Source organism: Rhizobium sp. 01L410 (assembly GCF_056400165.1).
Window position 1 is genome coordinate 630,305 of record NZ_JBFTST010000001.1, and the last position, 14,181, is coordinate 644,485.

Consider the following 14,181-nt stretch of genomic DNA (forward strand, 5'->3'; position numbering starts at 1 on the left):
CTCCACATAGTCAAGAGTCCCCGGCACCTATTTTTGGTGAGCTGACATCTTTTGCCTTGAAGAAGGCGAAGAAAATGGATGGTGGAAGTGTGACGACGCCCTTTGGGCGGCGGCCGATGACGCTTGGCATGCTTGCAAGCCAGGTCAGGGCCCAAAAGATCGAGAGCAGTGCCTCGGTCGACAAGTGGAAAATTTATCGCGCGCTCTGCGAAGCCAAACCTCTGCTCGATATTTCCGACCGGGCGCTCGCGGTGCTGAATGCGCTTCTGAGCTTCTATCCACATGGCGAACTCTCTGCCGAGCGCAGCCTTGTCGTGTTCCCATCTAACAACCAGCTTTCAATCCGATGCCACGGCATGGCCGAGCAGACGGTGCGGCGGCATATGGCATCTCTCATCGCCTCCGGCCTGGTGCTCCGCAAGGACAGTCCGAATGGTAAGCGTTATGCGCGCAAGGACCGTCAGGGCGAAATCCGGGATGCCTATGGTTTCTCGTTAGCGCCGCTGCTTGCCCGCGCAGACGAAATCGAACGCCTCGCAGCCAAGGTCGCTGCCGAGAAATTGCATCTGCAGACCATCAAGGAACAGCTCACCCTTTGCAGGCGCGATATCTCGAAGCTGATCACAGCTGCGATCGCCGAGTCGGCCGATGGCGACTGGCGGGCGATTGATGATGCGTTTCATTCCATCCTCAACAAGCTGCCACGCGTTGCAACCCCGCATCTGATCGCTTCCGTTCTGGCCGAGCTCGAGGAATTTCGCGCCGAAATCGTCAAGCAACTGGAAACACAGATTAAAACCGAAAATCCGAGCGCCAATGCCTTACAGAATGAGCGGCACATACAGATATCAGAATCTGAATCTATTTCTGAATCTGAACATCCGGTTGCGAATGCCGGGGATGGGTTGACCGCAGTAAACTCCGCTGATCTCGGCGACAACGCTTTAGAACGACAGAAGCTGCTACCCGGGAAGGCGTCGATTACCTACCCGATCACCACAGTGACCGAAACCTGCCCCGATATCGCTCTTTACGGACCGGGAGGAAGTGTTCGAACGTGGAGCGATCTGATCAGCGCCAGCACCATCGTCAGCACTATGCTGCAAATCGATCCATCCGCCTATCATCAGGCCGTCAACAGGATGGGCGTGCAGAATACGGCTGTCGCGATCGCCTGCATATTCCAGAAGGGTAGTACGATTGCGTCTCCAGGCGGCTATTTGCGGACATTATCGCGCCGCGCCGGGGAGGGGCGGTTCAACACATGGCCAATGCTTGCCGCTTTGCGACGAGCGAACATATCGGAGCCTGCGGCAGGCCCTCCAACGCCTGTTACCCAATGATGGAAGCAAACTATTCATTGAGTTCCGTTGCGCCAAGAAAACATCGGATAAACAACGATTGGAACGCGGAGAAATCAGGCCATGAGAGCGCCATATGGACTGAAATCCAAGCGAATCCAGTCGTTTAGCCTAACGTCGGCGTCCATCGAGAAACAGCAGCAGACCGAGCCCGGCCACCCCCGAGATCGCACCGACGAATGCCGTGCCGGAATAGGTTGTCAGGGCCGTCCCAGCGGCAAAGAGCAAGGCGCTCAATCCGGCGCTGAGGAATATGTTGACCGAGATCAACGCGCTGCCGAGGCCCGGACGCTCGGCAATCAGATCCTGTAGATAGGTGATCGGAACGCTGATCAGGGCGGCTGCGCCAATCCCGCTGATAAGGGTGAGGGCGTAGACCTGCCAGGGCGCGGAGGCGAGGGCGAGCAGCACGAGATAGACGGCGTAGATGATCGTTCCCGCGGCCAGAGCCGTCAGCTGGCTGATCACCCGCAGCAGCCGCGACCAGAGAATGATGAAGATGACCTCGAGGAAGGCAACGATGCCGACGAGGACACCGACATCGGCAACGGTCCCATGCGCAGCACCGGTGACCACCAGCGGCAGGATGGCGCCATTGACGTGAAGCGTGCTGCTGATCAAGGCTATAGCCATCACCCGGCTCAGGATCTTCGGTGAGACGACTTGCCCCAGCGCAGCGAGATAGGACAGATGATGGGTGGCCGCATGGTCGGTACCGCTCTGCCGTGGCAGAAACAGCCCGATCAACGCCAGACAGACGACACAGGAAATACAGGCAAAGAGATAGGCGGGCAGCATGGTCGGCGAACCGGAGAGCAGAATGCCGGTCAGACCCGGGACGAGAACCCAGGAGAGGGAGATCATCGCGCGCACACCCGAATTGACAGTCGCGACATCACTTCTGTTCATGTCTCCGGTCGCCGCTCTGACATTGGCGAACAACAGCGAGCTCAGCGAACTATAGACGGGCAGGATGAGAAGAGCGCTCAACACGAAGACCTGTTCGGTCGGAATGAGATAGATGGCGCCGTAACCGGCAACGCCGAAGATCGCGGCGATCAGCATCATCGTCCGGTATTCGCCCAGCCGGTCGGCAAGATTGCCCAGCAGGATGCTGACGACGACATTGACGGTTGCGGCTGCGAAGATCAGTGCGGAATAAAGCGCGTTCGAAAGACCCAGCTCTCGAATGCCGACGACGGACTGGTAGGGCGAGGTCGTCGCGCCGGCAAAGCCGAAGGTGAAAATCGCAAGCATGCTCACCCGGATGACCGGGTTGCGGAAGACGTCGGGGATAAGGCGTTTCATGTTCTTCATCGAAGACTGGCGAATACAGGCCGGGCGGAGATGAAGCCACCCGATATGGACAGTCGCCGTATGTTGTTGTCAAACTTTCCAGGAAGCGGAAAGACGCGCTCCCAGCCTATAGGCGAAATCGCGATCGAATGGAAAGGCTGGACGCTGCCGGCGCAGGCTGACGAGGTTTTCGATATCCTGCCCAACCACGCCATCCGTCAAAGCCATCAGGTTCGGATTAGCGATCGGCGCCAGCTCCGGCGAGAGATAGCCGGATTTGACGACGAGAAGTCGTACGGATTTGGGATCAAGGCCGAGGCGGGTGAAATCCGAGATATTGTGGTAGGGGCGCCGGCGCGCGGCAAGAACGACAGTCACGCCGCCGATCCTCACAACAACCTGCCGGTCGGCATGAATGCCGGGGTCGTCAAGGGTCAGGATTTCCGCTTCCACATCGACCGATTGGCTCGACGGATCGAGACTGCCGCCGATCGATAGCGTTACCCTTGCAGAGTTTACTGCAGTAAAACATGCGTCAACGGCCGGGCGATCCGTGATACCGGCGAAGAGAACGCCGGTCAGATTGCGGCTCAGAACGGCTCGCAGCACATCCGCACGGTCGCCGACGCCGCCACCGGTCGGATTGTCCGCAGAATCGGCAAGGATAACCGGACGTGACGATGAATTCTGAGCGATATCAAGGACTTCGCCCAATGGACCGGTGACCGGGCCGAAACGAAACTCGGCGCGTGCATCCCAATAGGAGAGAGCAATCTCCTCTGCCGCCTTTATAACCGCAGCCTTGTCTTTGCCTGTCACAACGGCGCAGGCCGTCGCGCGTGGCTCGTCGGCCCAGACATAGCCGACCATCATGTTGGCATCGAGAATTCCGTCGCGGGCGTCGAATCCGGGCAGCCTGGCATAGAGACTTTTCGCCGGTTCGTCCTCAGTCGAGGTGCGCTCGCCGGGCCAGAGAACCGGGACAGGCGCCCAGGCGACACCCGGCCGCTCGCCGGTCTTCAACGCATCAACGAGCATTGTCCAGGCACGGACCATCGTCTGGCGTACATCGATATGCGGCGCTGTGCGGTAGGCGGCAAAGATATCCAGCTGGTCGACGATCGTCTGGCTGACATTGCCATGCAGGTCGTAGCTCGCCGCGACGATGCAGGCATCGCCGGCGACGGCGCGTGCTGCCGAAATCCAGTCGCCCTCGGCATCGTCCATGCCCTCGACATTCACCGCGCCGTGCATGGCGAGGTAGAGGCCGTCGAGCGGCAGCGCCGCTTTCAGCCTCTCGATAAACTCGGACTTGAAGGCTTCGTAAGCGACGCGCGACACCGGGCCTCCGGGCACGGCGCGGGCGTGAAGCAGCGCCAGCAGGTCAACACCGCTCTCGTGAACGAAGTCGAAATAGGCCGCGCCGAGGAGCTCTTCCCCCCGCAGCACCTTAAAATCATCCACGGTCATCAGCACCGGCGAGTAGGTGCTGCATTCTGTGTGAATTCCACCGATCGCAATCCGCATCGCTGTCATCCTAGAGCATCGGGCTCAGCGGAACGATGGCAGCGAAGCGATGCCAGTCCTTCGCCGCCTTCGGCGTCCATGCCGCCTCCGCGATAGCAGGCAGGCGCGGGAAGACGAGACGGTTGAAATAGCCGCGCGACAGAAAATGCTCAGACCAGATACAGGCCTGAACACCTTTCAGCCGGTCCTTCAGCTCTTCCGGGAATTCGCCTGCCGCTTCATAGGCGTAGGTATGGGCCGGTGGCACCGTTCCGGCCCAGCTGGCGCCCGGTTCCTGAAAAGCCGTCGCCTGAACCATGTCGAGATAATAGGCCTGGCCCGGCGTCATCACGACGTCGTAACCTTCCCTGGCGAGCTCGATGCCGACCTGCGGATTTTCCCAGGCCATCAGCAGGCTGTCCTTTGCCGCAACGCCGCCGCCATGGGCCACCTCGTTCCAGCCGGCGAGCTTGCGGCCACGCTTGTCGAGCATCGCCTTCACCTGCTTCAGGAAATAGGACTGCAGCCCGAACGTGCCTGAGATGCCTTCCTTCTCCATCAGCTTCTTGGCAAGCGGCGAGGCAAGCCACGAGCCGTTTGCCACTTCGTCACCGCCGATATGGATGTAGGAGGAGGGGAAAAGCTCGACCATCTCGTCGAAAACTTTCTCCAGGAATTCATAGGTCATCGGTATGGCGGGGTTCAGCGCATTGTTGGGATAGCCCTGAACGGAATGATAGCTGTCGGGCGCCTCTTGGCCGTCGGTGAGTTCGGGCAATGCAACGAGCGTTGCCGCATTGTGACCGGGAATGTCGATCTCGGGAATAACCTCGACACTCAGCGAACTGGCATGGGCGACGATCTCGCGGATGTCGTCCTGCGAATAAAAGCCGCCGGTGGGCTCGGCACCATTGCCGAGTTGTGGAAGCAGCGGTTCGTCGGGCCCGCGCAGAACGCCCGCCGCCGTCAGCTGCGGGTAGGCCTTGATCTCCAGACGCCAGGCCTCGTCATCGGTCAGGTGCCAATGGAAGATGTTGAGCTTGAACCAAGCGAGAATATCGATCAGCCGCTTGACGTCGGCAACCGGATAGAACTGGCGCGAGACGTCGAGATGGCAGCCGCGCCAGCCGTACCGCGGTTTGTCCGATATCGTCCCTGAAATGGGGAAGCGGAATTTGTCTTTGGTGACGCGAGCGCCGTTCAGCAATTGGGCGAGCGAAGTCAGGCCATATTGGCGTCCGGCAGCACCGGAATAGCTGAGCGTCACGCTGCCGGATGCGAAATCCAAGCGATAGGCTTCTGCCTCAAGGGCGGCATCCGTCTTGAAGATCAGCGGGCGGCCCTGCGGCGAGGCGGCAAGATTGAAGACCGAGTGATCGCTTTCGAACAGGCGCCGCGTCAGCGAGATCACCGTCGAGATGGCAGCGAGTTCCTCGACGCTTGCGTCCTGCGGAAAGAGCACGACCGGGAAGCCGTCGCCCGGTGTGGCAGTGATCTCGGCCGGCCATGGCTGAAGCGCAAAGGGGAGATCGAGGCGGCCTTCCGGCAGAAGCTCCGGCGGCGGCTCGCTGGTGCGGCCTTCCAGCAAGAGGTCCGACACGGCGACCGGCGCATGCTTGCCCGAGGAGAGAGTCAGGTAGGCGGACTTGGCGCCGTCGGTGCAGTGCTGCGCCTTGCGGTGCAGGCCGGCGACGTTGAAACTCCAGCTTTCGCCGGGTGCGAGCGTGAGACCGGCGGGCGGACCGAACTCATGGAAATTGGCGTTGCGGCGCAGGAAGGTGGCGTTGCCGCAAGCTGCCGCATCGATGACGCGGGTGAGCGAGGTATAGACGAGCTTGAAACCGGAAAGCGGCTCGCCGGACAGATTGAAGAGCGTGAAGGTGAATGCACCGTTCGGGCCGCCATCCGGGTTCCAGCTGTTTTCCAGGCGGTAGTAAACCGGTTTCATTTCTGTTCCTCTCGTTTTCTCTTATGATTTTTCAATAGTGCTCGGATTGGGAGAAGGTGCGGGCGAGCTCTGCCTGACCGGCCGTCAGGCCGCAATCGACAGGCAGGCAGACGCCGGTGATCGCCGCCGCCAGCGGTCCGGCGAGAAAGCCGACGGCATTGGCGACATCCTTCGGATCGACGACACGCTGCAGCGGATACCAGCGGCGGGCATCCTCGAAGACATTGGGATTGGCCGCGGCGCGGACTTCCCAGGCCTGGGTCTTGACCGTACCCGGAGCCACCGCATTCGAGCGGATACCGAACTTGCCGTATTCGACGGCCACCAGCCGGGTGAAATGCAGAAGCCCCGCCTTGGCGGCACTGTAGGCCGGATGCCCGAAAACATTCATGCCGTTGACCGAAGCGATGTTGACGACCGAGCCTTTGCTCGCCTTCAGCTGATCCTCGACGGCGCGGAAGGTCAGGAAGGCCGCTTCGAGATTGAGCGCATTGTCCGCCCGCCAGATCTCCGGCGTCGTGTCATGCAGGCTGACGGCGCGGGCGGCGCCTGCATTGTTGACCAGCGTGCGGACCGTTCCGATCTCCGCTGCGCGCCTGGCGAGCGCTGCAACGCTGCTCTCGCTGGTGACGTCGCATTCGACCGGGATGAAACGATCGGCGCTGCCGAGTTTCGCCGCGGTTGCTGCCGCAGCTTTCGGATCGATATCGGCCAGCAGAACAATGTCGTGATCGTCGGCCAGTCTCGCGGCGATCGCCGCGCCGATGTCGCCTGCTGCTCCCGTCACGATGGCCGCCGATTGCGTCATTGCTGCTGTCCTCTCATGTCAATCAGTCTCCAAGCAGCTGCCGGTCGTCGGTGCCGTCACGGTGGGCGACGAGTTGCTGCTTGATGCGGCGGAGCGTCGTCGTTGCCTTCGGCTGGATGGCATAGGCCACGAGGCTCGCAAGAATATCGACCGTCGCGATATAGGCGATGCGGGTCGATGTCGGCCGGTAGATATTGGTGCCTTCGGGCAGGTCGATCGGAACGACGATCTCGGCGGCTTTGGCGACGGGGCTGCCGGTCTGCGTCAGCGCGATGGTCTTCACCTTGGCCTCGCGTGCCAGAGCAAAGGAGCGGACCAGCTCGGCATTGCGGCCGGAGAAGGAGGAGCCGATGATCACGTCGCCGGATTTGGCCGCTGCCGCCATCATCATCTGCATGCTGTGGTCGGAGCTGGCGGTAATCCGCAGGCCAAGACGGAAGAGACGGTTCTGCAGCTCGTCGGCGATCATCGAGGAATTGCCGCCGGAGCCGAAGGCGTAGATCATTTCAGCCTTGGAGATCAGCCCGACGGCCGCCTCGATCGCCGTCAGATCCAGCGAGCGGTGCAGCAGGAACAGCGCGTTCTGCGCCTTGGTAATGATATCCTGCGCCACGTCGGCCGGATCGCTGCTTTTCGATTCCGGCTTGAGATAGCGCACGCCGATATGGGCGGTGCGGGCAAGCTGCACCTTGAAGTCGGAGAAGCTTTCGCAGCCAAGCCGCCGGCAGAAACGGGTGACGGTCGGCGGGGAAACCTGGGCCCGCTCGGCGAGCTCGATGATCGACGCGTTCACTGCAAACTCGAAATCATTGACGATGATCTCGGCGATGCGACCCTCGGAGGCTGAGAGCCGGCTCTTGTCTTCCTGCAATGTGGAAAAGATATCCAAGCCGGTCCCCCCGTAATCGCCGCTCTCAGTCTTTTTTCTTATAAGCGACGCAATCGATCTCGACCTTGCAATCCACCATCATGGACGATTGGACGCAGGCGCGGGCCGGAGGGTGCTCGCCGAAATATTCCTGATAGATCTTGTTGAAGGTCCAGAAATCGCGCGGGTCATCAAGCCAGACGCCGACGCGAACGATGTCCTCGACGCCGTAATCGGCTTCCTTGAGAATGGCGAGCACATTGGCGATCGTCTTGTGGGTCTGGGCAATGATATTGCCGTCGATGATCTCGCCATTTTCCATCGCCACCTGGCCGGAAACATAGAGCCAGCCGTCGGCTTCCACAGCGCGTGCGAACGGCAGCGCCTTACCACCGGCGCCGGTTTGAACAGTGCCATAGCGTTTGATGGACATGCCCGGTTCCTTGCAAATTATTTTCTTGATAAGTTGACAAGTGACCATAGAAAGCAGAATTTGACCAGCGAAAAACGCCATTTATGAAAACTATTTAAATCGAGGGCGGCCATGCGTGATCCTTTCCAGAATCCTTTCCCGTCCTCGGATACCGCCAGGCACAGCATCTGGGAGATGCTTGTTCCCCGCGATATCGACGCTTTTCTGGCCGCCGACTGGTCCGCGGTCGAGCATGATTTCGTCGAGGAAGGCTTCATCGGCATCGATGGCCGCAAGGAAGTCAGCCCTGATAAATGGCGCCTCGCTTTTCCGACGCTGAAAGCCTATCGCGACGAGTGGCTGAAGCAGGCGAAAGACTTCGCCACGCAAAGCTTTGCCGAGGATACCCGCACCGCAATCTTCACCACCACGACGCTCGAACACATCGAGATCGAGGGCGACATGGCGCTTGTCCGCAAGAAGTTCGACGGCGGCCTGACGAAGAGCGATGGCAGCCGCGACATCATGCAGTGGCAGACACTCTATTATTGCAGGCTCCACGAAGGACGGTGGAAGATCTGCGGTTTCACCGGCTACCTGCCGAACCCGATGGGTTGACGCAGGGCCGACATTAAAAGGCCTAATCACTTGCGCATTTTCACGGCAGCACTGGCGACCGAGACCAATACCTTTTCACCGATCTGCGTGGACCGCCGCGCTTTCGAGGCTTCGCTTTATGCGCCGCCCGGCCAGCATCCCGAAACGCCGACGCTCTGCACCGCCCCGATCACGGTCGGCCGCCGTGTCGCCGCCGAAAAAGGCTGGGAGCTGATCGAGGGCACCGCCACCTGGGCAGACCCGGCCGGTCTCGTCAATCGCAACACCTATGAGGAACTGCGCGACGAAATCCTCGGCCAGCTGAAGGCAGCGCTGCCGGTCGATGCCATCGTCATGGGCTTGCACGGTGCGATGGTCGCTGCCGGCTACGAAGATACCGAAGGCGATCTGCTTTCCCGCATGCGTGAAATGGTCGGGCCTGACGTGCTGATCTGTGCCGAGCTCGATCCGCACAGCCACCTCACCAGGAAGCGCATCGAAGCCCTGAATTTCGCCGTCTATTTCAAGGAATTCCCGCATACCGATTTCGTCGATCGCGCCGAAGACCTGTGGCGGATCGCCGTCGATGCGCTGGAGGGACGGGTGAAGCCCGTCAATTCGGTGTTCGATTGCCGGATGATCGACGTCTTCCCGACCTCGCGCGATCCGATGCGTTCCTTCGTCGACAAGATCATGAAGATCGAAAAGGACGACCCGGATGTCTTGTCGATCTCAGTCGTCCATGGTTTCATGGTCGGCGACGTGCCCGAGATGGGCACCAAGCTTCTGGTCGTGACCGACAACAAGCCGGAAAAGGGCGCCGCCTTGGCGCGCGAACTCGGCATGGAGCTGTTTTCCAAGCGCGGCACCTTCATGGTTCCGCAGATCGACGAGAAGGAAGCGGTGTCCCGCGCGCTGGCCTCAACCGCCTGGCCCGTCGTCATCGCCGATGTCTGGGATAATCCGGGCGGCGGTACGGCTGGAGATGCGACGGTCATTCTCGAAGAGTTGATCGCCCGTGGCGTCAAGAGTGCTGCCATCGGCACGATCTGGGATCCGGTCGCCGTGCAGATCTGTTTTGCGGCAGGCGAGGGGGCCGAGATCCCGCTCCGGTTCGGCGCCAAATCCGCACCCGGCACCGGCAATCCTGTCGATGGCACCGTCAAGATCGTCAAGCTGGTGAAGAATGCCGAGATGCAGTTCGGCGAGAGCCTGGCGCCCTTCGGCGATTCCGCTCATATCGTGCTCGATGGCATCGATATCATCCTGAATTCGACGCGGGCGCAGAGCTTCGACCCCAGCCTGTTCTCGGTGATGGGCATTGATCCCGCGAAGCAGAAGATCCTGGTGATCAAATCCACCAACCACTTCTTCGCGTCCTTCTCGAAGATCGCGGCCGAGATCCTTTACTGCTCCGCGGGAACGCCCTATCCCAATAATCCGGCAACGACGGCCTATCGCCGGGCGCCGAAGAACATCTGGCCGGTCGTGGCCGATCCACATGGAACCGAACGCGGAGCCGCCTGAGATGCGTGACAACCAGTTTGCCGTCGTCGCCAAGGCTGGTGACAGGATCGCGGATCTCTCGACCCCCCGCCCTGTTATCGACGAAGACAAGCTGGCCGCCAACATCCACCGTGTCCAATCCTATATGGATCAGCACGGGCTGAACTTTCGCCCGCATATCAAAACCCACAAGATCCCGGCACTCGCCGTCGCCCAGGTCGCGGCCGGCGCCAAGGGCATCAATTGCCAGAAAGTCACCGAGGCAGAGGTCTTTGCCGCGGCCGGCTTCGAGGACATCCTGATCACCTTCAATGTCCTCGGGTCGCAGAAGCTCGAGCGGCTGAGTGCTCTCAACGAGCGGATCTCCGGCCTGAAGGTGGTTGCCGATAGCGAAGTGACGATCGACGGGTTGGCAGCCCATTTCTCCGGCCACCGGCCGCTCACCGTGCTGGTCGAGTGCGATACGGGCGCGGGCCGCTGCGGTGTCCAGACGCCGGAGGAGGCGGCATCGCTTGCCAAGCGGATAGCTGCGGCCGATGGACTGACCTTCGGCGGCATTCTCACTTATCCGAAACCGCAATCGGCCGATGCCGTCGAGGCTTTCATCCAGTCGACCCTTTCGCTCCTCTCGGCGCAAGGCATCGCCTGCCCGATCGTCAGCAATGGCGGTACGCCGAGCCTGTTCGACGCACATTTGGTAAAGTCGGCGACGGAGCATCGCGCCGGAACCTATATCTATAACGACCGGCAGATGATCCGCATGGGTCATTGCAGCGAAGACGATTGCGCCATGTATATCGTCGCGACCGTGGTCTCGCGTCCGAATGCCGATCGCGCCGTCATCGATGCCGGTTCCAAGGCGCTGACCTCAGATCTCCAGGGTTTCAGCGACTTCGGCCTTGTCGTCGGCTATCCGGAAGCCAGGATTACAAGCCTCTCCGAAGAGCATGGCGTCATCGACCTCTCGGCTTGCACGGGGCCGCGGCCGCAGATCGGCGAGAAGATCTTCATCATCCCCAATCACACCTGTGTGGTCTCGAACCTCTTCGACACGATGGTCTTCCACCGCAATGGCGTCGTCACCCGTGTCGAGGAAGTCGCTGCGCGCGGCCTCGTCTGGTAACTGATCGGTCAATTGCTGCTTGCGCACGCTGCCGCATTCGCTAGATGAGGTTCATCGAGCGAAGGAGAGTGGCGTGGAAGAGCAAGTCCAGATTGGAAATCGCGGTGATTTCGGCCAGTGGGCAATTGAGGTCGCCAAACTAATCGTCAGCGACCAGGGTTTCGAGCTCGCCAAGGCTGCCCGTGAAGGCAGCGAGGATGATGTCCGGGCGGCCGGTGCTGCACTCGGGCAGGCGATCACCGACGCCTTGATGGAAGTCTATGACGGCCTGATCGAGGAATAGACGAGATCGGACGGCTGTTGCGGTCCGATTGCGATCCTCAGACTGTCGCCGGAGACAGCAGGTTCATATCGATTTCGGTGAGTTCCACCCGGCGTTCGAAGGCGATACCGTCTTCGTCGAACAGATGGCAGTCCACGGCATTGATGCCGACAGTCACCGGGATATCGGCGCGGATGCCGACGCTGCCGGGCAGCATGGCGCAGAAATTTTCCGTTTCGCTGCCGAGCGCGGCATAGGCAACCGTATTGGCGCCCAGCCGCTCGATGACGCTCGGCGTCACCGTCAGCGAGATGTCGCCATTGGCAAGCTGCACATGCTCCGGGCGGATGCCGAGCGTCAGCGTTTTCCCTGCCATCCCGTCGCGCGGGGCGACCGGCAATGTCGCCGTCTGGCCCCGGTAATCGACCGTTACGCCGGCATCGCCGACGGATGTGCAGGTCACCTGCAGGAAATTCATTTTCGGATTGCCGATAAAGCCAGCCACAAACTGGTTTGCCGGCTTGTGATAGAGCTCCAGCGGCGCGCCCGTCTGCGAGATATTGCCGGAATCGAGCACGACGATGCGGTCGGCCATGGTCATGGCCTCCACCTGGTCGTGGGTAACATAGATCATCGTCGCCTTCAGCTGCCGGTGCAGCTTGGCAAGCTCGATGCGCATGTCGGCGCGCAATGCGGCGTCGAGGTTGGATAGCGGCTCGTCGAACAGGAAGATCTTCGGTTCGCGAACGATCGCACGGCCGATGGCGACGCGCTGGCGCTGGCCGCCCGAGAGCATGCCGGGCTTCTGCTGCAGGCGGGTTTCGAGGTGGAGGATGCGGGCAGCGTTTTCGACGCGCGCCTTGAGCTTTTCCTCCTCCATCTTCTCGACACGCAGCGGAAAGGCGATGTTTTCAAACACCGTCATATGCGGATAGAGCGCGTAGGACTGGAACACCATGGCGATGCCGCGCTTGACGGGCGGCAGCTCGTTGACACGGACGCCATCGATGACGATGTCGCCCTTGGTGGTCGCATCGAGACCGGCAATCATCCGCAATAGCGTAGACTTGCCGCAGCCTGACGGTCCGACAAAGACAACGAACTCGCCGTTCTTCACGTCGAGTTCGACGCCTTTCAGAACTTCGTAATCGCCATAGAATTTTTGAACTTTATTGAGCTGAAGCTGTCCCAAAAATCTGTCTCCGGTCCCGGCCTGAACGCGCATGAGGTTGGTCGGTGGGGATCGCGGCCGAGTGACCGCGATCCCCTGATACGGCTTACTTGAAGGCTTCGATTTCGCCGGCAGCCTTCTTCAGAGCGGCTTCCGGTTCGGCCTTGCCCGTCACGACGGACTGAACCATCTCGATGATCGAGTTCTGGAAGCCCTTGTAGTCGGTGAAGAGCGGCTCAGGACCACCGAAGGCGATACCGTCGATGAACGGCTTCCACGACGGATCGGCCTTGACGAATTCGTCAACCTTTGCCGACGGACGCAGCGGGGTGAGGCCTGCGCCGCCCTGCAGCTCGTATTCGCCCTGCGGGCCCGGCGAGGTGATGTATTTGGCGAATTCGGCGGCCTTTTCTTCGACGCCCGTGCCCTTGAAAACGGCCAGGCTGTCGGTGATCAGCAGCGTGCCTTCACCCTTGGCCGAAGGGCCGAGCGGCAGCGGAGCGACGCCCCAGTTGATCTTGGTGTCCTTCAGGCGGGCGGCAGCACCCGAACCTGCCTGGATCATGCCGACCTTGCCATCGAGGAAGATGGCGCGGATTTCGTTCTGTTCGTAGGCGGTTGCGCCTTCGACGGAATAGGGCGTGATGTCCTTGTAGGCCTGAAGAGCTGCGAGAACTTCCGGGCTGTCGATGACGATCTTGTCGCCGTCGATGACCTTGCCGTTGTTGGTGTAAACCCAATGCATGAACTGGTGCATCGTGTTGTCGAAGGTCTTGGCAGGCAGACCGTAGCCGGCAATGCCGGTCTTTTCCTTGATGGCCTTGGCGTCGGCGATTTCCTCAGCCCAGGTCTTCGGCGGGGTTTCCGGGTCGAGACCGGCCTGCTTGAAGAGGTCCTTGTTCCAGTAGAGAGCCTTGGTCGAGAAAGCGACCGGCACGCCCCACTGGTTGCCGTCGAAGGTGACGGTGTCAACGATGTTCGGGTAGTAGCTCTTCTTCTCTTCGTCGGTCATCGGAACCGGAACGATGAGATCGTTCTGCGCGAATTCCTTCAGCGTGCGGGAGCCGACATAAGCCATGCCGACCGGCGTGCCGGCCGCAGCCAACGTCGTTGCCTTGTCCTGGCACTGTTCCCAGCCGACGACTTCAGGCTTGACGGTCCAGCCGGGGTTCTTGCCTTCCCATTCCTTGATGTATTTTTCATGGATGGGGTCGATCTTGTCGCCGCAATAGATCCAGCTGATTTCCTGGTCAGCTGCATGGGCGGTCATGGTACCAAGCGCGGTGGAGCCGAGCAGGGCAAGGGCCATGAGGCCGGTCTTGA

13 protein-coding genes are annotated in these 14,181 nt (G+C 60.7%); 5 read left to right on the forward strand and 8 right to left on the reverse strand.

The features are described from left to right. The first annotated feature begins 74 nt into the window (after nt 1-74). Nucleotides 75-1,343, forward strand: a complete 1,269-nt coding sequence (repC, locus tag AC1DV9_RS02810; protein WP_477946367.1) for a plasmid replication protein RepC — start codon at nt 75-77, stop codon at nt 1,341-1,343. 129 nt (nt 1,344-1,472) lie between these two features. Here repC and AC1DV9_RS02815 read toward each other — a convergent pair whose 3' ends face one another. The 6 genes from AC1DV9_RS02815 to AC1DV9_RS02840 form a co-directional block, all read right to left on the reverse strand. Then, nucleotides 1,473-2,669, reverse strand: coding sequence for an MFS transporter (locus AC1DV9_RS02815; protein ID WP_477946050.1), 1,197 nt, complete (start codon nt 2,667-2,669; stop codon nt 1,473-1,475). 78 nt (nt 2,670-2,747) lie between these two features. Then, complete coding sequence (locus AC1DV9_RS02820; RefSeq protein ID WP_477946052.1) at nt 2,748-4,184, reverse strand: M81 family metallopeptidase; 1,437 nt, start codon at nt 4,182-4,184, stop codon at nt 2,748-2,750. Between the two features lie 10 nt (nt 4,185-4,194). Then, nucleotides 4,195-6,111 (reverse strand): beta-N-acetylhexosaminidase, encoded by a 1,917-nt coding sequence (locus AC1DV9_RS02825; protein WP_477946053.1) that lies wholly within the window; start codon nt 6,109-6,111, stop codon nt 4,195-4,197. A 31-nt stretch (nt 6,112-6,142) separates the two neighbouring features. Then, entirely contained in the window at nt 6,143-6,919 is a 777-nt protein-coding gene (locus tag AC1DV9_RS02830) for an SDR family oxidoreductase (RefSeq protein WP_477946055.1), read from the reverse strand. 22 nt (nt 6,920-6,941) lie between these two features. Continuing rightward, complete coding sequence (locus tag AC1DV9_RS02835) at nt 6,942-7,808, reverse strand: MurR/RpiR family transcriptional regulator (RefSeq protein WP_112514419.1); 867 nt, start codon at nt 7,806-7,808, stop codon at nt 6,942-6,944. Between the two features lie 25 nt (nt 7,809-7,833). Beyond that, nucleotides 7,834-8,220, reverse strand: a complete 387-nt coding sequence (locus AC1DV9_RS02840; RefSeq protein ID WP_112388797.1) for a RidA family protein — start codon at nt 8,218-8,220, stop codon at nt 7,834-7,836. Nucleotides 8,221-8,331: 111 nt separating this feature from the next. Here AC1DV9_RS02840 and AC1DV9_RS02845 point away from each other — a divergent pair, with 111 nt between their 5' ends. The 4 genes from AC1DV9_RS02845 to AC1DV9_RS02860 all read left to right on the forward strand — a co-directional run bounded on the left by AC1DV9_RS02845 (nt 8,332) and on the right by AC1DV9_RS02860 (nt 11,708). Beyond that, complete coding sequence (locus AC1DV9_RS02845) at nt 8,332-8,817, forward strand: hypothetical protein (protein WP_112514418.1); 486 nt, start codon at nt 8,332-8,334, stop codon at nt 8,815-8,817. A gap of 30 nt (nt 8,818-8,847) precedes the next feature. Next, a complete protein-coding gene (locus tag AC1DV9_RS02850) occupies nt 8,848-10,323 on the forward strand; it encodes a M81 family metallopeptidase (protein WP_477946057.1) in 1,476 nt (491 codons plus the stop codon). A gap of 1 nt (nt 10,324) precedes the next feature. Continuing rightward, complete coding sequence (locus AC1DV9_RS02855) at nt 10,325-11,425, forward strand: D-TA family PLP-dependent enzyme (protein WP_477946059.1); 1,101 nt, start codon at nt 10,325-10,327, stop codon at nt 11,423-11,425. A gap of 73 nt (nt 11,426-11,498) precedes the next feature. Further along, the gene (locus AC1DV9_RS02860) at nt 11,499-11,708 is read left to right on the forward strand and encodes a hypothetical protein (RefSeq protein WP_112388800.1); all 210 of its coding nucleotides are present in this window, start codon (nt 11,499-11,501) and stop codon (nt 11,706-11,708) included. Nucleotides 11,709-11,745: 37 nt separating this feature from the next. Here the strand turns inward: AC1DV9_RS02860 and AC1DV9_RS02865 are convergent, their stop codons facing one another. Together AC1DV9_RS02865 and AC1DV9_RS02870 are read right to left on the reverse strand one after the other, a co-directional pair. Next, a complete protein-coding gene (locus AC1DV9_RS02865) occupies nt 11,746-12,879 on the reverse strand; it encodes an ABC transporter ATP-binding protein (protein WP_477946061.1) in 1,134 nt (377 codons plus the stop codon). An 85-nt stretch (nt 12,880-12,964) separates the two neighbouring features. Then, nucleotides 12,965-14,167: an ABC transporter substrate-binding protein gene (locus tag AC1DV9_RS02870; RefSeq protein WP_477831183.1), complete on the reverse strand. Its 1,203-nt coding sequence runs from the start codon at nt 14,165-14,167 to the stop codon at nt 12,965-12,967. Nucleotides 14,168-14,181 lie beyond the last annotated feature (14 nt).